Raw genomic sequence first — 20,972 nt, 5'->3', positions numbered from 1 at the left:
TAAAAGAAGGAATATGTCTATGCAAATCAATCTAACTGGTCGCCATGTTGAAATTACTGAAGCCTTAAAAGAGTACGTGGACAGCAAGTTTGCTAAGCTGGAACGGCATTTTGATCATATAAACAATGTACATGTGATCCTAAACGTGGAAAAATTGAAACAGATTGCTGAAGCCAAGCTACACCTGAACGGCGGTGAAGTTTTCGCGGTTTCTGAAGATGAAAATATGTATGCCGCTATCGACCAGCTGATAGATAAACTCGATCGCCAGGTGATTAAGCATAAAGAGAAAATAGCCCGACACTAACCTGACATGATGAATTTAACTGCAATGCTTGCTGAGAACTGCACCAAAAGTGCAGTTCTTTTTAATAGCAAAAAACGGATCCTCGAGTACATCGCTGAGCTGGCCCATCAACAGCTGCCAGAGATGTCCGAGTACAGTATTCTTGAGGCGCTGATGACACGGGAAAAGCTTGGCTCTACCGGCATTGGTGGCGGTATCGCGATACCGCACGGTAAGTTAAAATGCGTGACCCAGCCGGTACTGGTATTTGTCGTCAGTAAAGAAGCCATCCCATTTGACGCGATAGACAATCAGCCGGTCGATATTTTTTGCGCTATTTTAATTCCGGAAGAACAGTGTCAGGCCCACCTTAGTACCCTGGCCGGCATTGCCAAGCTGCTCAGCCAGAAAGAATTAACCAAAAAAATCCGCCATGCCCAAACCAACCAGGAGTTGTATCAGCTGTTGGTGGATTACAGCGCAGTGGACGCCAATAAATGAAGCTGCTGGTAGTCAGTGGTCGTTCCGGCTCGGGCAAATCTGTCGCTCTGAGGGTGATGGAAGACTTAGGCTACTACTGTGTCGACAACATTCCGGTTAATCTGCTGCCCACGCTGGCTACTACCGTCATGGGGCAGTATGAGCGTGTCGCCGTTAGTATTGATGTGCGAAACCTGCCACAAGATCCGAACGAGCTGGCTGAAATTCTGTCTTATCTGCCACGCAAACTCGACCTGACCATACTTTACCTGGATGCCGATCACGCCAGCTTAATTAAACGCTTTAGTGAAACCCGCCGGCTGCACCCGCTGTCACATCAGGCCATGTCCCTGGATGAAGCCATACAGCGCGAACAGCAGCTGCTGGACCCTATCTCCAGCCGGGCTGACTTATATATTGATACCACCGATCTGAACGTGCACCAGCTGGCAGAACAACTGCGTGAGCGCATTCTGGGCCAGAAAACCGGCCGGTTGGTTATTTTGTTTGAATCTTTTGGTTTTAAGTACGGTATCCCAAAAGACGCCGACTTTGTGTTTGACGCCCGCTTTTTACCCAACCCGCATTGGGAGCCGGATTTAAAACCGCTGACCGGGCTCGACCAGCCAGTGAAAGATTATCTGGCGGCCCAACCCGTTGTTGCCAAGTATATCTGGCAAATTAACAGCTTTATCAGTACCTGGCTGCCACAGCTGGAGCGCAATAACCGCAGTTATCTGACGATTGCCATCGGCTGCACCGGTGGCCAGCATCGCTCTGTTTATATGGTAGAAAGCCTGGTTGAAAGTTATCGCAGCTCACGCGACGATGTACAGGTTCGTCACCGCGAGCTGGCACGCCACCACAAGGCTTAAGTGATGCAATGTCGTCAAACCGTTACCATTGTCAATCAGCTGGGCTTGCATGCCCGCGCTGCCACTAAACTGGCGCAGTTATGCCAGCAGTTTCAAGCCAGAATAGAGCTGGTACAAGACGACAAAACCGCCGATGCCAGCAGTGTGCTGGCGCTGTTAATGCTGGCCAGCAGTAAAGGAAAAACCCTGGAAGTATGTACCCAGGGTGATGACGCTGAACAGGCGCTTTGCGCTGTGGTCGACTTAATCAATAACGGCTTTGACGAACAATAAATTAACCGCGTAAACCAGCGCTATGGCAAGGGTTTACGGCTATGTTGTTTGCTTTGCGCCGGCTGTACATTATCCAACCCCTTGGTCTTATTGATGGCTTTTAATTTGTGGTGCAATGCCGTCTTTATCAGCATATGTGCGCTGATAGGCGCCGTGATCAGCAAAAAGATGGTGATCAAAAGCTCATGCACACTCACCCCACCTGACAGACTAAAAAAGAAAATTGAACCCAGCAAAATGCCGCCCATGCCCAGGGTGGTTGCTTTAGTTGGCCCATGTAGCCGCATAAAAAAGTCGGGCATGCGGGTTAAGCCAATAGAACCTATCAACACAAAGCTGCCACCTAATAACAGAAAAAACGCCACTGCCCACTCGATCCAGTTTTGCATAGCCGCTCCTATTCAATAATATCGCCACGTAGCAAAAACTTGCATACGGCCACGGTGCTGACAAAGCCCAGCATTGCAATCAACAAGGCGGCTTCAAAATACAACGGCGAGCCCATCAGCAAACCGTACAGAATAATCAGCGCTATGCTGTTGATATACATAGTATCCAGCGCCAGAATGCGATCCGGCAAGCTGGGCCCCCGCAGCAGGCGCCATAAATTCAGCAGCAAGGCCACGCTAATCATGGCAAACACCAGCATGATGACATTGTTTAGCATTGAAAAATCTCCTTCAGCGGTGCTTCATAACGCTGTTTGATCTCGGCAATAAGCTGAGCTTCGTCTTTCAGGTTCAGCACATGGATCAGTAGCCAACGCTGCGGTAGTACCTCGCCTTCAGAAAGTTGCTCAACACAGGGGTAAATTTCAGCACTGACCGTCCCCGGCGTCATCGACACCGTACTGGCTAAAATGGTAATTGGCAGTTCATGCTGTAAGTCCAGCGGCACCCTGACAAACGCCGGGTTTAATCGCTGTTTAGGCCCCAGTATTAACACCGCAACCTGGGCATTGGCCGTAATAATGTCACCAAACACCCGCAAAATATAACGTAGCGCCAGCATTGGCCGCTCTATCAGAGGCTGAGGGTCGCGAAACCGCAGCGTCAATAGCGGAATAACCAACGCCAGTAAGATGCCAAAAAACACATGCACCGCTTCAACGCTCTGGTTTAACAGCAACCAGACCACAAACAACAGTACACTGCGATAAGGCGTTGGCAACCAGCGAAACTTCGGCTTAAACCTCATGGCGTCACCTCCTGGCCTAAAATCAATTGCACAGCCGTGTTGGTGTCATACAGCTGGGCCGCCGCCTGCAGCGACAGCTCGGTCAGCGGGCCGGCAAAAATCACCAGCAAGGGGCTGGCTAATAACAACCAGCACACCGCAAACACCTGCAATGGCTTGGCGGTCTCAGCCACAGTATCGCTACCACTAATACGCCAGAATAAGGTACTGCCGGCACGGGATAAGCCGACAATCACCACCAGACTGCTCAGCAGCACCAGGGACCATAGCCATAGCCGGTTATCGGGATCAGTCACTGACTGTAGCAACATCACCTTACCGACAAAGCCGGATAGTGGTGGCAAGCCCGCAACACTAAGCGCTCCCACCATAAACATCATGCCCAACAGCACCGGTTGTACCACTTTACGCCCGGATACCAGCCGATCGGCGGCTTTGCCGCGCTGGTTAGCTATCAAGTCGGCAATTAAAAACAGCGCTGCCGTCACCAGCGTAGAGTGGACGGTATAATACAAGGCCGCAGCAGCGGCCTGCTGGGTTTGTAGCGCGACCAGACTAACCAGGGTGCCCACGGACAGCAGCACCAGATTTGCTACCAGTTTACGAAAATCCTGACTGGCCATGACGCCTATGGCCCCCAGCGCAATAGTGGCTAAACCGGCCGGCAGCAGCCAGTCCGCGGCAATACCCGACAGCGCTCCTGCCTCGCTACCAAAAATGGTGGTATACACCCGTAGCAGCGCATAAACGCCAATCTTGGTCATCACGGCAAACAGCGCGGCTACCGGGGCCGAGGCTGAAGCATAGGTTGCCGGCAACCAGAACTGTAGCGGTAACACGGCGGCTTTGAGCGCAAACACTATCATCAGCATCAGGGCGCCGGATTTAACCAACATCAGATCAGACGCCGGCAACTGAGCCACCTTCTGTGCCATATCCGCAATATTTAAGGTGCCGGTGGTGCCATACAGCACCGCCAGCGCAATTAAAAAGATTGCCGAACCAGTCAGGTTTAGCACGACATAGTGCACCGCTGCTTTGGTTTTGTTTTTGCCACCGGCATGAATTAACAAGGCGTAAGAGGCAATCAGCAACACCTCAAAGAACACAAACAGGTTAAATAAGTCACCGGTTAAAAAAGCGCCGTTGATGCCCATCACCTGAAACTGAAATAAGGGGTGAAAAAACGAGCCTTTTTCATCTTCACCGGCACTACCGTAGCAAATGGCGCCCAATGCCAAAAATGACGTTAAACACACCAGCACCACCGACAAGGTATCAGCCACCAGAATAATGCCAAAGGGTGCCTGCCAGTTACCGATGGCGTAATGCAGCTGCCCCTGCTGTTGCACCTGCAACAGCAATAGCACTACCAGCACCAGTTGAATGGCGCTGGACACCATACTGACCCAACGCCGCCGGTTCGGTGAATAATGAATAGGCGGCAGCATAATTAACAGCGCGGTAAACATCGGCAACAAGATGGGTGCCGTAATTAAATGCCACATCAACGGCTCTCCTTTTTAACGGCATCGGCTTCGGGCAATTTGCCATCGACATGGTCGTTACCTAAATCTGCCCGCGCCCGTATCGCCAGGATCACCAAAAACGCGGTCATGGCAAAGCCAATCACGATAGCGGTTAACACTAAGGCTTGCGGCAGTGGATCAGCGTATTGCTCGCTGGTACCCAGTACCGCCGCGCCACGCAAAGTTAAGCGGCCTGACGCAAAGATAAACAGGTTTACCGCATAAGACAGCATGGTCAGCCCCAACACAACCGGGAAGGTGCGGCCGCGTAACATTAAAAAGATGCCACAGGCGCTTAAAAAACCCACACAACAGGCAAACAGGGTTTCCATCAGATGGTCTCCTTATGCACCGGCCGGTGCGCTGTGGTCATTTTGCCCAGGCTCGCCAGGATCAATAAGGTAGAGCCCACTACAGTGACATAAACGCCCAAATCAAACGCCATGGCGCTGGCCAATTCAATCTTGCCCAGCAGCGGAATATCGAAGTAATCAAACCATGAGGTTAAAAACGGCCGGTTAAATAGCCAGCTTGCTGCACCGGTAAACAGGGCAATCATCAGGCCTACTGCAACCACCCGCTGGTATTCCACATTCATTCTGGCCTTTACCCAATCTACCCCCTGCGCAATGTATTGCAGGATAATCGCCACCGCAGTGACTAAACCGGCAATAAAGCCGCCGCCCGGTAAGTTATGGCCGCGGAAGAAGATGTAAATCGATACCATGATGGCCAGTGGTAACAAACTTTGCGACACGGTAGACAGCAATAGCGAATGGCGCTCCAGCGCCCAGGGCCGCCCCTCACCATCACTGCTGGGTTTAAACAGCGGTATGCGGGTCAGTAGTTTAAAGATCCCCAGTGAGGCGATACCCAGCACGGCGATCTCGCCCATGGTGTCAAAGCCGCGAAAATCCACCAGGATCACATTGACCACATTGGTGCCGCCACCACCGGTTTTGGCATTTGCCAGAAAGTAATCAGAGATGGTGTTAAAGGGTCGTGTCATCAGTGCATAACTTAAACTGCCAATGATAACCCCTACCAGGCTGGCGATACTTAAATCACGCACCACCCGCGACGACTCCGATTGCTTCGGCGTTTTATGCGGCAGGAAAAACAGCGCCAGCATTAACAGAATAATGGTTACTACCTCAACCGACAGCTGGGTGAGCGCTAAATCGGGCGCAGAAAAACGGGTAAAGGCGATAGACACCATCAGCCCTACCACGGAAATCATCAGCAAAGCCACTACCCGCTTACGGTGCCACAGCACGGTGGCAAAGGCGGCAATCAGCAGCATAACAGCGCCGGTCGCATTAACCGCATCAATTGGTAGCTCGTCACGCCCGCCCCACAAGGTGACTAAGTCCAGCAGGGGCAAACCGGCCAGAACAACAAAACTTAACAGCGTCAGCGTCATGTAACGTTGCAACGAACCGCTGTCCAGCCATTGGTAAATACGGCCACAACGCTCGGCAAAGCGTTTTACCGAGCGTTCAAAGCTGTTCAGTGCATCGACATCCGGCAAGGTATTTTGAAAATCAAACAAGTGCTTGCGGTTAACGTAAATCACTATACCGCCCACCAGCGCCAACGCACTCATCAGTAATGGCAGATTAAAACCGTGCCAAATTGCCAGGCTATAGCTTGGTACAGCGCCCGGCAGTACTGCAGCAGAGGCGGCCTGCAACAGGTCGCCAATCAGATAGCCGGGAAACAAGCCTACCAGAATACACAGCGCTACCAGCACCTCAACCGGCACCCGCATATAGCGTGGTGGTTCATGCGGCGTCTTGGTTAAACCTTTGGGCTGGCCATTAAAAAACACATCGTGGATAAAGCGCATTGAGTACGCCACGGAGAACACCGCGGCCACCGTTGCCAGTACCGGGATCACCCAGGACAACGAGCCCAACAGGTGCTGATGCAGCGTCTCGGCAAAGAACATTTCTTTTGATAAAAACCCATTTAGCAGCGGCACCCCGGCCATCGCCGCGGCAGCTACCATCGCCAGCGTAGCGGTAATCGGCATAAACTGCCATAAACCATTGAGCCTGCGCATATCACGCGAGCCGGTTTCATGGTCAATAATGCCCGCGGCCATAAACAACGACGCTTTAAAAGTGGCATGGTTAATAATATGAAACAGGCCGGCCACGGCGGCTAAATCGGTGCCCATGCCAAATAACAGCGTGATAAGCCCCAGATGGCTGATGGTAGAATAGGCCAGCAGGCCTTTTAAATCATGTTTAAACAGCGCCAGATAAGCCCCCAGCAGCAAGGTGGCCAGGCCAGTCACGCTAACCAGAATAAACCACAGCTCGGTGCCCGATAGCGCCGGGTAAAACCGTGCCAGCAAAAAGATACCGGCTTTTACCATGGTAGCTGAATGCAAGTAAGCACTGACCGGCGTGGGTGCCGCCATGGCATTGGGCAGCCAGAAATGAAACGGAAACTGCGCCGACTTGGTAAAGCAGCCCAGTAAAAACAGTACCAGAATAACCGGGTACCAGGCGTGCTGCACAATAAGCTCGGAACTGGCCAGCACGAGTTGCAGGTCATAGCTGCCTACCACCTGGCCTATCAGTAAAAAGGCGGCTAATAATGCCAAGCCGCCAGCGCCGGTCACGGTAAGCGCCATGCGGGCGCCACGCCGGGCTTCGGCTTTGTGCCACCAGAAGCTGATCAATAAAAACGAGCTGATACTGGTCAGCTCCCAGAATAGCCATAGTTGCAGCAAATTGCCCGACAACACTATGCCCAGCATGGCGGTCATAAACAGCATTAAATAGGCATAGAACCGCGGCATGGAGTCGCGCTCGGACAAGTAATAGCGCGCATACAAAATGATCAGCAGGCCGATGCCCAGAATAAGCAGGCCGAACATAAAAGCCAGGCCATCAAGAATAATGGTGATATCCAGCCCCAGTAACGGGATCCACGACAGGAAGAATCTTAAACTACCACCGGCTAAAATGGCATCAGCGTGATACAGCAGCAGCATCAAGGCAACAGAGGGCGGGATGGCGGTGGCCAGAGCGCAGGCACTGCGGCTCCAGCGCGCGGTCAGCACGGGCACCAGGCTTCCCAATAGCGGCAGAAGTAAAATCCACAGGAGAGTCATAGCTGTCGCATATCCTTTTCTAGGTTAACCTTACCGGGCCTTCAGCCTGCCGTCTTAATCCAGCTGATTAAGTTGTTGATGTGCATAGGCAGTTGATCAAGCATAGAGGACAGAGTGCCTTTGCTACAATAGGCGGGCTGAAAATCAGTTTGTCAGGTGTTAGTTTTTCTGGTCTTTCGGCAATATTTATACCGGTATCTGGCGAAAATGTCTATTAACACCACGCCATTCATAGACTTAACCCGGTGTACTTTACCGTAAAAAACGCCTTTTTTATCGCAAAGGCTAAGCTTGTAAAAACCCGCAACAGCACAAACAGGAGCCACCTGATGAAAACCAGAACTGAGCATGACAGCATGGGGGCATTGGAAGTACCCGAAACCGCCTTGTATCAGGCGCAAACTGAGCGCGCCCGGCAAAACTTTCGCTTAAGTCCGCTAACCTTACCGCAGCGTTTTATTCAGGCCCTGTTGCTGCTAAAACAAGCTGCCGCCGCAGCCAACCAACAGCTGGGTGTCTTAGCACCTCCGATAGCCGGCGCTATTATTAACGCGGCACAAAGCCAGCTGGCTCAGACAGATATGCAACACTACCCGCTGGATGTATTTCAGACCGGCTCAGCCACCAGCAGCAATATGAATGTAAACGAAGTATTGGCCACGCTGGCCAGCCGCGAACTGGGCAGCACCGTCAGCCCCAACGATCATGTTAATCTGGGGCAAAGCAGTAACGATTGTATACCGACAGCCATTCACATCAGTGCCTGCCTGGCACTTGAACAGCAACTGCTACCGGCACTGCAACACTTACAAAGTGCGCTTCACAGCAAAAGCCAGCAGGTTGGCCATATTGTCAAAACCGGCCGCACCCACCTGATGGATGCCATGCCGGTTACCTTTGGCCAGGTACTTGGCGGCTGGCAAGCACAGTTGGCGGCGGCTGAACGCGCCCTGTTAACGCAGCAGCATAACCTGCAACAGCTGGCGCAAGGCGGCACGGCAGTTGGCAGCGGCATTAACGCGGCCCCCGGTTTTGCCTTGCTGTTTTGTCAGCAACTGTCGGCGCTGACCGGCCAAAACTTTCAACCGGCAGACAATTATTTCAGTGCCATTGGCAGCCAGGACACGGCCGTTGCGACTTCCGGTGCGTTAAAGGTGTTAGCCGTCAGCCTGATGAAACTGTGCAATGACTTGCGCTGGATGAACTCCGGCCCCTTGGCGGGCCTGGCGGAAATCAGCTTACCGGCGCTGCAGCCGGGCTCGTCCATTATGCCGGGCAAAGTTAACCCGGTGATCCCGGAGGCCGTTGCCATGCTGTGCGCCCAGGTGATCGGCAATGACGCCAGTATCACCATCGCCGGCCAAAGCGGAAACTTTGAGCTGAATGTGATGTTACCGCTGGTGGCGTATAACCTGCTGCAAAGCATAGAGTTATTAGCCAACGGCTGTAAAGCCCTGGCCGGGCAGGCTATTGCTGGCTTTAGCGTGAATGAGGCTAACATTGCCAAAGCCCTGGCGCTTAATCCTATATTGGTCACCGCCCTTAACCCGTTAATAGGCTACAGCAAGGCCGCCGACATTGCCAAACAGGCCTACCAACAGCAGCGGCCGATACTGGATGTTGCCTTAGAGCATACGGAGTATAGCCGCACCGAGCTTGAGGCCCTGCTCGACCCGGCCAAACTGGCCAACGGCGGGACAAAAGCCTGATCAACCAGAGACAAAGTGGTATTGAATATTCAATGCCGCTATTTTATTAACGTTTTAATAAATATTCATTGCTATCAGGTGGGGGTTTATCGGTATAATCACGCCTTTGTTTTACACCGACATAACAATAAGGAAGCTGTAATATGGAGAATAATCAACAAACAATGGCGCAGCCTCGGGTAGATAAGGTGGCGTTTAGCGGTAAGGCCGGCGAATTTTTTGGCATTTGGATCGTCAACCTGCTGCTCAGTATCGTCACGCTGGGCATTTACAGTGCCTGGGCCAAAGTGCGTACCAACCAGTACTTCTATGGCCATACCCGCATTGACAACCAACCATTTCGTTATCTGGCCAACCCAATACAAATTTTAAAAGGCCGTATTATTGCGGTCATTATCTTTGCGCTGTTCTTTGCCCTTTCATCTTTATCACCGCAAGCGGCCTTACTGCTGGCTCTGCCTTTTATGCTGCTGTCACCCTGGCTGATTGTGCAAAGCATGAAATTTAACCTGCGCATGACCAGCTACCGTAACGTGCGCTTTGCCTTTCATGGTGAGTATCTGGGCGCATTAAAGTACTTTGTGTTACTGCCGGTGCTGGCGGTTTTTACCCTGTACCTGGCCATGCCGTGGGCGCTGAAAAAAATGGATCAGTACCTGGTTAGCAATATCAGCTTTGGCGGTAAAACACTGCAGATAAATACCGATACCAGCTCTTACTATATTGCGGCCTTAGTGGCGTTTGCCTCTATTATGGGTTTAGCCATTGTAATTGGTATTGCCGTTGCCATTATTGGTTTTATTGGTGCGGTAATGGTGGGTGACGGTATAGACAGCACAGCCGGACGCGGCGCTATCGCTGCGCTTATCTCAGTAGTGATGTTCGCGTTATACTTTGTTGGCTTTGCACTAAGTGGCGCTATTTACCAGTGCATGATCCGTAACCACCTGTTTGAACGCACCGAGCTGCCGGGCGTGGCCAAATTTAAGTCAGAAATGCAGGTGATACCCTACGCCTGGCTGATTTTATCTAACCTGCTGGCGATTATTGTAACGGTGGGCCTGGCCTACCCCTGGACCAAGATCCGCAAAGCCGCCTATCTGGCTGGCGTCACCACGGTAGCGGTTTATCCGGCCATCGACAGCCTGGTTGACGAAGTACAGCAAGACAGTAACGCCTTTGGTGAAGAAGCTGCAGGCCTGTTTGACGTAGACGTGTCGCTGGCATAATGCACAGCACCATCTTCGTTCAGGGCCAATTTCAGCATGCCGGCAGCAGCACGCTTTACGCTGCTGTGGCTGAGCTTAGCCCACAGGGCATGCTGCATATTCGCTGCACCGACAACAACACGCAGCTGGCGCAGGCCTGCCCGCCTGACTACCGCTTTGGCAGTGCGGTGCCAGGCCTGGCGGTAGAGCTGCGTTTACGCGACGGCGCCGTTTTTGTGCCCAGTGATAGCCACTATCGCTGGCCGCGGCTGTCTAAACGCAGCGCACTGGCAGAGCGCCTGGAAAGCCATAAGTTGTCCGTCGTGGCGGCGCTGCTGCTCTCGCCTTTATTGCTGTGGTGGATCATGGTCGATTTAATGCCAATGCTGGCCAGTGCCGCCGTGCCGCTGGTGCCTGATAGCGTAAAACAGCAAATGGGCCGGCAAACCTTTTACAGTTTGCAAAAAACCACGCTGGAGCCGACCGAGCTGCCCGCCGAGCAACAAGCTATGGTGCGCTACCACTGGCAGATGGCGTTAAACCAGCTGTCATTAGAGCAGCGCCAGTATCAGTTGCATCTGTTTAAGTCGGATTTCTTCGGCGCTAATGCCTTTGCCCTGCCCGATGGCACTGTGGTGATTACCGATCAGCTGGTTAGCCTGTTAAAAGATCAACCCGATGCCATTTTGGCGGTATTGCTGCACGAAATCGGGCATGTCGAAGGCCAGCACAGTGTACGGCTGATTGCCCAGTCATTGGGTGCTACCCTGGTTATTGGTATTGTATTTGGTAACCCGGAAGGCGTGGCCGACCTGTTGCTAGGCTCCGGCGCAGTGCTGCTGCAAAACGCCTTTTCGCGCGATATGGAGCGCGAAGCCGACCAGTTTGCTATAGCTAAACTGGCGGCGCTGGGTAAATCCCCTCAAGCCTTTGCTGATGCGATGTCAGCACTGTTAGCCAGCCATGGCGATGATGGCGAACAAAGCAGCGCGCTATTAAAGTACTTAAGCACCCACCCCGACACCCGCGAGCGTATCGAACAGGCTACAGCTAATTAACGCCACAGCGGCGCCACTTACCCCGGCGCCGTTTTCTTGTTAGCCACTTTATTGTTATAGTTCGGCAAAATTCAAACAGGGATCCACTGTTATGTTTCGTCTTGCCTGCCTGGCGTGTGCCATCTTCAGCTCCGGTTTAACTGCCGCCCCTGTGGTGGTGTCTGATATCAAGGGTTATGGTTTTAACAGCCAGCGCCAGTTGCAGCAGTTTAGTGTGTTAGTGTTTGATGAACAGAGCGGTAAGGTGCTGGCAAGGGGGGATAACAGCCTGCTGGCCAAGTACAAGGATGCCCGCCAGCTTAATGGCGGCGGCAAAACGCTGTTACCCGGCTTAATCGATGGCCACGGCCATGTGCTGGGGCTGGGCCAGAACCTGGCGCAGGTAGAGCTGCGCGGCAGCCAAAGTGAACAGGAAGCGGTAGCACGGGTCGCCGCGTTCGCACAGGCCAACCAAGACGCGCCCTGGATTGTTGGCCGCGGCTGGAACCAGGTATTATGGCCGAGCAATGCCTTTCCCAGTAGCGCCAGCCTGGATGAAGCCATTAGCGACAAACCGGTTTATCTGGAGCGGATAGATGCGCACGCTGGCTGGGCCAACAGCAAAGCGCTGGCGCTGGCTGGCATTAGCAAAGACAGCATAGATCCGCCGGGCGGTGAAATAGTGCGCGATGCCAACGGCAACCCCACCGGCGTGTTAATTGACAATGCCATGCTGCTGGTAGAGCAACATATCCCCACACCGGATAATGCCGCCAAAGTACGCGCCCTTAATGCTGCCTTTGACCACTTACTGGCACTGGGTATTACCAGCGTGCATGACGCCGGTGTCGATAGCGATACCGTTAAGTTGTATCAGCAACTGGCCGGCGAGCAAAAACTGCCGATGCGGATTTACCCTATGCTGTCGGCACGTGACCCACAGCTGCCACTATGGCTGGAAGCCGGCATTATTGACGATCCGACAGATTATCTGGATATCCGCTCAGTCAAAATTTATGGCGATGGCGCCCTGGGTAGCCGTGGCGCTGCGTTAATCGAGCCATACAGCGATAAGCCTGAACAAAAAGGTTTGTTGGTAACAGAGCCGGACAAACTGACGCAAATTATGCAAATGACGATAGCGGCGGGTTTTCAAACCAATGTGCATGCCATTGGTGATTTAGCCAACCGTTTGGTGCTGGACCGCTTTGAGCAACTGGTGCCGGAAGATAAACGCGCCGCCAGCCGCCACCGTATAGAGCACGCACAAATTGTGTCGCCAAAAGATATACCGCGTTTTGCCAAATTACAGGTATTACCGGCGATGCAGGCAGTGCACGCCACCTCAGATAAAAATATGGCCGGCGACCGCTTAGGAGTGGCACGCTTGCGTGGCGCTTACGCCTGGCGCAGCTTTATTGATCAGGGCAGCATTATTGTTGGCGGCTCCGACTTTCCGGTCGAACTGGCCAACGCCTTTCATGGCATTCATGCCTCGGTCACCCGCCAAAGCCAGGACAACCAGCCGGTGGGTGGCTGGCTGCCCGAGCAAAAGCTCAGCTTAACTGAAGCGCTGCGCTCCTTTACCGTCGATGCCGCTTACGGCGCCTTTCAGGAAGACAGCATGGGTACCCTGGCACCCGGCAGTTGGGCCGATTTTATTATTATCGACCGTGATATTTACCAGATTCCGTCTGAGCAGCTATGGCGGGTAGAGGTAGAGCAAACCTTCGTGCATGGTAAGCAGGTATTTGCGAAATGATCAGCCAAAAGTGGAGCAAGCTGATCCGCTCCTTGCAGCAGAAAAAGTACCGCAAAGCCGAGCAGCTGTTTTTTGTCGAAGGCGAAAAGGCGGTGCTGGAACTGTTGGCGTCCCCCTGGCAAGTTGAGGCCGTATTTGCCACCGAAAGCTTTTTACAACGCTACCCGCAGCAACTAACCGCTGCCGCATTGGTGCAACAATGCAGCCCCGATGAACTGGTAAAAGTAGGCACCTTTAGCAGCAACGACGCCGCGCTGGCAGTGGTAAAAATGCCGGCACAGAGTGATTTTGTGCCGCATAATCACGGCTTTGTATTGGTGCTGGATCAAATTAACGACCCCGGCAACCTGGGCACTATTATCCGCATCGCCGACTGGTACGGTATCAAACATATTGTCTGCTCACCGGATACCGCCGACTGCTACAACCCCAAGGTGATTGCCGCCGCCAAAGGCTCGTTTTTGCGGGTGCAGCTGCATTATCAGCCGCTACAGCCGCTGCTGGCACAAGCCGCACTGCCGGTATACGGTGCTTATCTGGGGGGTGAGTCGGTGCACAGTCTGACATTGCACCAGCAAGGCGGCTTTATTGTGCTGGGTAATGAAGCCAATGGCATTAGTGCAGAGTTAGAAAGCGTAATAAGCCGCAAAATTACCATTCCTGCTTTTGGCGAAGCGGAATCACTCAATGTCGGCATCGCGGCGGCTGTGATCTGCGACAACCTGCAGCGGCTAAGTGCGGCAAGCTGAGTTTGGTGTACTATTGGGAAATAGTTTGCATTATTGCATTTGTTAACCATGCTTAGTATTAGCAAGTGTTAAAGTGCAGTATACGGCTGCGAACAGAATTGAGAAGCTGTAATGTCTAATAATGCTGTTCTGACCTTAAGCCTGGCATGGTTAACATTATCGTTCCTGGTAACAGCAAAGGCTGCGCCTTTGCCGGTAAAAGAACCAGGTGTCATCTATCTGGCATCGCTGGAATGGCCACCTTTTACCGGGCAAGAGCTGCTTGACGGTGGCCGTACTGCTGTATTGGTAAAACGAATCTTTCATCAGATGGGGTACCAGGTGGTCATAGATTTTTTGCCATGGTCACGTGCAGTAAAACAAACAACTGGCCGCGCTCCGCAATATCTGGCCTATTTTCCTGAGTACCCGTTACAGCACGATGAGGTAAAACTATCAGGATGTATTGGCTACAGCCATGTTGGCCTGGCGGAGCACACCGCAGCGCCGCTGCAGATAAACTCCAGTGCAGATTTACAACATTACCGGCTGGGTGTAGTGCAAGACTATGTTAACACTACGACGATAGACCAGATGATAAGAGACCGTCGGCTGAATGTCGAAACCAGCTTAACTGATAAGCAAAATTTGTTACGGCTGGCACACCAGCGGCTTGATGCTGCCGTTATTGACTATGATGTGATGCAACACCTGTTAACGACAGAAGACGAATTAAAGCCGTTTAAGCATCAACTCAACTTTAACACGGCAGAATATGAGCTAAAAACCTTGCATTTGGCTGTGAATATTAATCACCCAGATGCCAGCCTGCTAACCGAATTTGATCGCCATCTTAGCCAGTTGGCATTACAAAGCCAGGTTAACCCTGAGTTACCAAAACAACCACTGGATTTATGCCAACCCGGATTAAAGCACTAACCACGGAAACTCAGATGTCATTTTGCTCTATTGATCAACTCATCGGCCAGACACGCCTCGTTAAGCTGCAGCGCATGGCCGCCCATACCAACAGTACTGTGCTGTTAAAGCTGGAAGGCGATAACCCGGCGGGTTCAGTAAAAGACCGGCCGGCGCTGAATATGATAGTGCAGGCCGAGTGGCGCGGCACCATTAAGCCCGGCGATCGCATAATTGAAGCCACCAGCGGCAATACCGGCATTGCGCTGGCGATGGCGGCGGCGATTAAAGGCTACAAAATGACACTGATTATGCCGGATAACGCTACCGAAGAGCGTAAAAGCGGCATGCGCGCTTATGGCGCTGAGCTGATACTGGTCAGCAAAGAGCAAGGTATGGAAGGTGCGCGTGATTTGGCGCTTGCCATGCAAGCCGACGGCAAAGGCATAGTGCTGGACCAGTTTAACAACCCGGATAACCCGGCGGCGCATTATGCCAGCACCGGGCCGGAGATCTGGCAGCAAAGCCAGCAGCAGGTTACCCATTTTGTTAGCAGCATGGGCACCACCGGCACCATTATGGGCGTGTCGCGTTACCTGAAAGAGCAAAACCCGGCGATCCAGATTATTGGCCTGCAACCGGCTGAAGGTGCCAGCATTCCCGGCATCCGTCGCTGGCCCGAAGCTTACCTGCCAGGCTTCTTTGATAAAAGCCGGGTTGATCAGATCATGGATATTACGCAGGATGACGCCCTAACGGCTATGCGCCGTTTAGCCCGGGAAGAAGGCATTTTTGCCGGTGTCAGCTCCGGCGGTGCCGTGCATGCAGCAATAAAACTGGCTGAGCAGCATGATAACGCCGTCATTGTGGCGATCATCTGTGACCGTGGCGATCGTTACCTGTCCTCCGGTATTTATTAAACCTCTGCTTGCCTGCGTAATTTGGCCTTAGCGCCAGATTGCGCTATCCTTTATAGCCCTTCTGCTTTAAATCTGATACAAAATAAGGATTTACTATGCTCTCACTTCGCAGTATCAGTCTGATCGCTGCCGTTGGGCTATGCCATCTTTCTGCCCATGCCACTGAAACCGACGACATTAAACAACAATTGGCGGCGCTGAAAGCGCAAATTGCGGCGCTGGAGCAACGGCTGGCTGAGCAGGAAACAGTAGTCGCCAAACAAGCGCCTGCAGCAAAGCCTTACAGTGAGGCAGGCAGCGCCGATAAGGCTGACAAAACTGAAGATGGTATCCGCTTAGGCGGCGCTATCCGCACTAATTACAGCCATACGTCGTACAGCGACGGCAATAAAAACCGTGGCGGCGACTTTGCCTTTGATATTTTCCGCTTGAATTTAAACGGCAGTATCGGTGATGTACTGCTAAATGCCGAGATCCGCTTTTTTGATTATATGACCGCGGTAAAATACGCCTACGTTGGCTATCAGCTAACAGAAGACTGGCAGGTACAGGCCGGCATTACTCAGGTGCCCTTTGGTAACTGGCCGTACAATTCACATAACTACTTCTTCAGTACCAACTATTACCTCGGCCTGGAAGATGATCATGACTTAGGCCTGCTGTTCAAACGCCAACTGGCCGACAACTGGCAACTAGACTTAGGCTTTTTTAAAAACGATGAACTGGGTGGTGTAGATGGTTATGTCAGCAGCCGCGCCGATCGCTACTCGTACGATATAGTCGGCTACCGCCAGGGCGATGACGGCATTTACGATGAGCCGGCCCAACCGCTGGGCGAATACAATACCTTTGCCGGCCGCTTTGCTTATCAGCTTGAACACAGCAAGGATTTTACCACTGAGCTTGGGCTCTCCGCGCTGGCCGGTGGCCTGCATGATGGCCAGCACCGGGCCGGCAGTTACCACGCCTGGGCACTGCACGTAAACAGCCATTATCAGCGCTGGAACCTACAGCTGCAGCATGGTGAATACCATTACGATATTGATGATGTTGACCGCATGGCAGTGGGCGCCTATGCCTTTTACGATTCTATTGCCGCTAAAGCGAAAACCAGTACGGTGAACCTGGCCTATAGCCTGCCGCTGAGTTGGGGGCCAGTAAGCGGCCTGCAGTTTTATAACAACTATGGTTTGATATACAACAAGTCTGATAATAGCCGCGATACCATGATGAACGTGACCGGCTTTTCCGTGGCCGCCGGCGGCCTCTTTACCTATTTTGATCTAGTGCATGCGAAAAACCAGCCTTTCGTCGGCGGCAGCGCGGTTGGGGACAGCGACGATACAGAGCGTCGCTTCAACATTAACATTGGTTACTACTTCTAACGCCGGCTTGGCCAACAAAATAAGGATAACAAGATGAGCGCGGATAAAGATCCAATGATCCCAGATGGCAAAGTTAACCCAATAGACACCGATTATCAGATTGGTCAGGACAATATTTTAGTTAAGGTCGGCCCCTTTGGTTTGGATATTCATAACCGGGTGTTTTTAATCTCCGCCATAGTCGTCATTCTGTTTGTGGCACTTACCGTCAGCTTCCAGCAGCAGGCAGAACCGGTATTTAGCAGTATGCGTGCCTGGCTTACCTCAAAACTCGACTGGTACTTTATCTCAGCTGCCAATGTGTTTGTAATCTTGTGCCTGGCGCTGATTATATCGCCACTGGGCAGAGTACGACTGGGCGGTACCGAAGCCACCCCCGATTTTAGCTATGCTGGCTGGTTTTCAATGTTGTTTGCCGCCGGCATGGGCATTGGCCTGATGTTTTATGGTGTATCTGAGCCGTTATCGCATTTTGCCAGCGCCTTTGGCGGCACCTCGCTTGCTGACGGTGTACGCACCGACTGGGCGCCACTGGCCGGCGCCGCCGGTGATGCCGCAGCAGCTGAGCGGCTGGCAATGGCCGCGACCATTTATCACTGGGCGCTGCATCCATGGGCGATTTACGCCATTCTGGCGCTGGGTTTGGCGCTGTTTTCCTTTAACAAAGGCTTACCGCTGACCATCCGCTCAGTGTTTTATCCGCTGCTCGGTGAGCAGGTCTGGGGCTGGCCTGGCCATATTATCGATATCCTTGCCGTCTTTGCCACGTTGTTCGGTCTGGCGACATCTTTAGGCCTGGGTGCCTCGCAGGCCGCGGCTGGCTTGCACTACCTGTTTGACCTGCCCGAAGGGCTAACAACCCAAATCTTACTGGTGATTGGCATTACCCTAATCGCGCTGGTGTCTGTGGTTGCCGGGCTGGAAGCTGGGGTAAAACGTTTGTCCGAAATTAATATGCTGCTGGCTGCCTTGCTGTTGTTGTTTGTCATTATTGTCGGGCCTACACTGGCCATTGCTACTGGCTTTGCCGCCAATCTGGCCGCTTATCTGCAACATCTGCCAGCGCTGGCCAACCCATTGGGGCGGGAAGATGCTAATTTTGCTCAGGGCTGGACCGCGTTTTATTGGGCCTGGTGGATTAGCTGGTCACCTTTTGTCGGTATGTTTATCGCACGGGTATCACGCGGGCGCACGGTACGTGAATTTTTAATCTCGGTATTGCTGATCCCATCACTGGCCTGTGTGCTGTGGATGACAGTATTTGGCGGCACCGCCATCAGCCAGCTAGTACAGCAAGGCTATGAGGCTGCCACCAATGCTGCTTTGCCACTGCAGCTGTTTAGTATGCTTGATGCTCTGCCCTGGGCGCAACTGACCTCATTTATCGCTATCATCCTGGTAGTGGTGTTTTTTGTTACCTCCTCTGACTCCGGTTCACTGGTGATTGATACCATTGCCGCCGGTGGTAAAGTGAATGCTCCGACACCGCAACGGGTATTCTGGTGTACCTTCGAAGGTCTGGTCGCCATTGCGCTTATTCTCGGTGGCGGCCTGGTGGCGTTGCAAGCCATGGCGGTGTCTACCGGTTTTCCGTTTAGTCTGGTGCTGCTAGCTTCTTGTATCGCGGTAGTTAAAGGCCTGATGACTGAACCGCGCGCGGTATAAGCGGAATGCAATAATGGAAATTGAGCAAATTGAAATTCTCGAGTTCTTAAAGCGGCACCCACCGTTTGCGCAGCTGGAAGAACCCGAACAGCTCAGGCTGGCGCGATGTATTGATGTGGCTTACTTTAAAGCAGGCAGTGACATCCTGCGCTTTAACGAGCCGCTCAATAGCTTATATTTGATCCGCAGTGGCGCTGTGGAAACCTTTCGCCGTAACGGTGACTTATATAACCGCTTAAGCGAAGGCGGCATTTTTGGCGAACAAGGCCTGCTGCGCGGCGGCAAGGTACGCTTCCCGGCCTGTGCGCTGGAAGACACGCTAATTTACCTGATCCCGGCGGCGGATTTTCAGCAGCTATTTGACGGCAATGAATTTTTTGCCGATTACGTCGAAGTGGGCGACAGCGAGCGGCGCAAATCCACCAAAGCCGCCAGACAAACCGAAACGGATTTGCACAGCGCACAAATCAGCAGCCTGCTGCAGCGCCAGCCGGTGTGTCTACCCGCCAGTGCTACTGTGTGGCAGGCGGCACAAATCATGACAGAGCACGGCGTATCCTGCCTGCTTATTCTGCATGACGATGACACAGAGCAGGGTAAGCTGGCTGGCATTATTACCGACCGAGATATCCGCTCACGGCTGGTGGCGCCTGGGTTAAAATCAGAAACCTGTGTCAGCACTATTATGACGGCCAACCCGGTAACCATTAATGCCCAACAATATCTGTTTGAAGCCATGATGCTGATGCTACGCCACAATGTGCATCATTTGCCGGTAGTGCAACAGGCAACGCCGGTCGGCGTGCTGGCGCTGTCCGATATTATCCGTTATGAATCGCAAAACAGTCTGTTTGTCGTGAGCAGTATTTTCCGCCAGCAGTCGGTAGCAGAGCTCAGTGCCCTTAGCAAAGATGTTAAAGCCTGCTTTGTGCGGATGGTGAACGAAGATGCCAACTCACAGATGATAGGCAGCGCTATGGCCGCCATTGGCCGCAGCTTTAAGCAACGCTTGCTGGAGCTGGCCGAGCAGCAACTTGGCCCGCCACCGGTGCCGTATTGCTTTTTAGCGCTGGGCTCGATGGCGCGTGACGAGCAACTGATCGTTACCGATCAGGACAACGCCTTGGTGCTGGACAACCACTTCGACCCGGCGCTGCACGATGCCTATTTTCAGCAACTGGCTGCTTTTGTCTGCGATGGGCTGGCCGCCTGCGGTTATAGCTATTGTAGCGGCGATATAATGGCCACCAACCCTAAATGGCGCCAACCACTAAAGGTATGGCGGCAATATTTTAGCGATTGGATAGCACAGCCCAGTGCTGAGCGCCTGCTACACGCCAATATCTTTTTCGATTTGGACGGCGTCTGGGGCCAGACGCAATGGGCCGACGAGCTAAATCAACTAATTATCAGCGCAACACGCAAGCAATCTCAGTTTCTGGCGTGTATGACACGTAATGCACTGCAACGCACGCCGCCCCTTGGCTTTTTTAAAGACTTTGTGATGGAAAACGATGGCCGCCATAACAACAGCCTGAATATTAAACGCCGTGGTACGGCGCCGATGACCGATTTAATACGGGTACACGCACTGGCGATTGGCTCTGGCGCAACCAATTCGTTCGAGCGACTGCGCGATATTATTGCCGCGAAAGTATTGCCGACCGGGCGCGGCGAAGACTTACGCGATGCCTTTGAAGTGATCGCCATGAGCCGTATCCGCCAACAAGCATTGGCGCTTAGCGCCGGTGAGACGCCGGACAATAACCTGGTACCGGAGCGTTTGTCAGAATTTGAGCGCAAGCATTTAAAAGAAGCATTTTCCGTGCTGAGCAATGCGCAAAAATTTGCCAAGTTTCACTTCAGGGCCTAA

20 protein-coding genes are annotated in these 20,972 nt (G+C 52.7%); 14 read left to right on the top strand and 6 right to left on the bottom strand.

Features of this window, described 5'->3' with window-relative positions; genetic code table 11:
* Positions 1-19: 19 nt before the first annotated feature.
* Genes hpf through RNAN_RS08750 form a run of 4 tightly spaced genes read left to right on the top strand, consistent with a single transcriptional unit; the run spans position 20 to position 1,914 of the window.
* Complete coding sequence (gene hpf / locus RNAN_RS08765) at positions 20-307, top strand: ribosome hibernation promoting factor (protein WP_008220877.1); 288 nt, start codon at positions 20-22, stop codon at positions 305-307.
* Positions 308-313: 6 nt separating this feature from the next.
* Positions 314-787 (top strand): PTS IIA-like nitrogen regulatory protein PtsN, encoded by a 474-nt coding sequence (gene ptsN, locus RNAN_RS08760; protein ID WP_008220875.1) that lies wholly within the window; start codon positions 314-316, stop codon positions 785-787.
* Positions 784-1,641 carry an RNase adapter RapZ gene (rapZ, locus tag RNAN_RS08755; RefSeq protein ID WP_008220873.1) on the top strand — a complete coding sequence of 286 codons (858 nt, stop codon included), beginning with the start codon at positions 784-786 and terminating at the stop codon, positions 1,639-1,641. The genes ptsN and rapZ overlap by 4 nt, the downstream gene beginning before the upstream one ends.
* A gap of 3 nt (positions 1,642-1,644) precedes the next feature.
* Positions 1,645-1,914 carry an HPr family phosphocarrier protein gene (locus tag RNAN_RS08750; protein ID WP_008220870.1) on the top strand — a complete coding sequence of 90 codons (270 nt, stop codon included), beginning with the start codon at positions 1,645-1,647 and terminating at the stop codon, positions 1,912-1,914.
* 20 nt (positions 1,915-1,934) lie between these two features.
* Here RNAN_RS08750 and RNAN_RS08745 read toward each other — a convergent pair whose 3' ends face one another.
* Genes RNAN_RS08745 through RNAN_RS08720 form a run of 6 tightly spaced genes read right to left on the bottom strand, consistent with a single transcriptional unit; the run spans position 1,935 to position 7,767 of the window.
* Positions 1,935-2,303: a Na+/H+ antiporter subunit G gene (locus tag RNAN_RS08745; protein ID WP_008220868.1), complete on the bottom strand. Its 369-nt coding sequence runs from the start codon at positions 2,301-2,303 to the stop codon at positions 1,935-1,937.
* 8 nt (positions 2,304-2,311) lie between these two features.
* Positions 2,312-2,581: a K+/H+ antiporter subunit F gene (locus RNAN_RS08740; protein WP_008220865.1), complete on the bottom strand. Its 270-nt coding sequence runs from the start codon at positions 2,579-2,581 to the stop codon at positions 2,312-2,314.
* Positions 2,575-3,111: a Na+/H+ antiporter subunit E gene (locus tag RNAN_RS08735; RefSeq protein ID WP_008220864.1), complete on the bottom strand. Its 537-nt coding sequence runs from the start codon at positions 3,109-3,111 to the stop codon at positions 2,575-2,577. Before RNAN_RS08735 ends, RNAN_RS08740 begins: the two co-directional genes overlap by 7 nt.
* Positions 3,108-4,619: a monovalent cation/H+ antiporter subunit D gene (locus tag RNAN_RS08730; RefSeq protein ID WP_008220862.1), complete on the bottom strand. Its 1,512-nt coding sequence runs from the start codon at positions 4,617-4,619 to the stop codon at positions 3,108-3,110. Before RNAN_RS08730 ends, RNAN_RS08735 begins: the two co-directional genes overlap by 4 nt.
* Positions 4,619-4,972 carry a Na+/H+ antiporter subunit C gene (locus RNAN_RS08725; protein ID WP_008220858.1) on the bottom strand — a complete coding sequence of 118 codons (354 nt, stop codon included), beginning with the start codon at positions 4,970-4,972 and terminating at the stop codon, positions 4,619-4,621. The genes RNAN_RS08730 and RNAN_RS08725 overlap by 1 nt, the downstream gene beginning before the upstream one ends.
* A complete protein-coding gene (locus tag RNAN_RS08720; RefSeq protein WP_008220856.1) occupies positions 4,972-7,767 on the bottom strand; it encodes a monovalent cation/H+ antiporter subunit A in 2,796 nt (931 codons plus the stop codon). The genes RNAN_RS08725 and RNAN_RS08720 overlap by 1 nt, the downstream gene beginning before the upstream one ends.
* Before the next feature lie 329 nt (positions 7,768-8,096).
* Between RNAN_RS08720 and RNAN_RS08715 the strand changes: the two genes are divergently transcribed.
* From RNAN_RS08715 to RNAN_RS08670, 10 genes are all read left to right on the top strand, one after another.
* On the top strand, positions 8,097-9,476 hold the full coding sequence (locus RNAN_RS08715) for a class II fumarate hydratase (protein WP_008220851.1): 1,380 nt from the start codon (positions 8,097-8,099) through the stop codon (positions 9,474-9,476).
* Between the two features lie 143 nt (positions 9,477-9,619).
* Entirely contained in the window at positions 9,620-10,705 is a 1,086-nt protein-coding gene (locus RNAN_RS08710; RefSeq protein WP_008220850.1) for a YjgN family protein, read from the top strand.
* Entirely contained in the window at positions 10,705-11,742 is a 1,038-nt protein-coding gene (locus RNAN_RS08705; RefSeq protein WP_008220849.1) for a M48 family metallopeptidase, read from the top strand. The genes RNAN_RS08710 and RNAN_RS08705 overlap by 1 nt, the downstream gene beginning before the upstream one ends.
* 91 nt (positions 11,743-11,833) lie before the next feature.
* The gene (locus tag RNAN_RS08700; RefSeq protein WP_008220848.1) at positions 11,834-13,483 is read left to right on the top strand and encodes an amidohydrolase; all 1,650 of its coding nucleotides are present in this window, start codon (positions 11,834-11,836) and stop codon (positions 13,481-13,483) included.
* A complete protein-coding gene (locus RNAN_RS08695) occupies positions 13,480-14,232 on the top strand; it encodes a TrmH family RNA methyltransferase (protein ID WP_008220847.1) in 753 nt (250 codons plus the stop codon). Before RNAN_RS08700 ends, RNAN_RS08695 begins: the two co-directional genes overlap by 4 nt.
* A gap of 111 nt (positions 14,233-14,343) precedes the next feature.
* Positions 14,344-15,150, top strand: a complete 807-nt coding sequence (locus RNAN_RS08690; RefSeq protein WP_008220846.1) for a transporter substrate-binding domain-containing protein — start codon at positions 14,344-14,346, stop codon at positions 15,148-15,150.
* Positions 15,151-15,164: 14 nt separating this feature from the next.
* Positions 15,165-16,049: a cysteine synthase CysM gene (gene cysM, locus RNAN_RS08685; RefSeq protein ID WP_008220845.1), complete on the top strand. Its 885-nt coding sequence runs from the start codon at positions 15,165-15,167 to the stop codon at positions 16,047-16,049.
* 95 nt (positions 16,050-16,144) lie between these two features.
* The gene (locus RNAN_RS08680) at positions 16,145-17,434 is read left to right on the top strand and encodes a putative porin (protein WP_008220844.1); all 1,290 of its coding nucleotides are present in this window, start codon (positions 16,145-16,147) and stop codon (positions 17,432-17,434) included.
* 33 nt (positions 17,435-17,467) lie between these two features.
* Complete coding sequence (locus RNAN_RS08675) at positions 17,468-19,099, top strand: BCCT family transporter (protein WP_008220843.1); 1,632 nt, start codon at positions 17,468-17,470, stop codon at positions 19,097-19,099.
* A gap of 13 nt (positions 19,100-19,112) precedes the next feature.
* Positions 19,113-20,972, top strand: coding sequence for a DUF294 nucleotidyltransferase-like domain-containing protein (locus RNAN_RS08670; RefSeq protein WP_008220840.1), 1,860 nt, complete (start codon positions 19,113-19,115; stop codon positions 20,970-20,972).

The sequence above is a fragment of the Rheinheimera nanhaiensis E407-8 genome (assembly GCF_000296695.1).
Classification (GTDB): domain Bacteria; phylum Pseudomonadota; class Gammaproteobacteria; order Enterobacterales; family Alteromonadaceae; genus Alishewanella; species Alishewanella nanhaiensis.
This window is presented reverse-complemented; position numbering and strand designations above follow the sequence as displayed.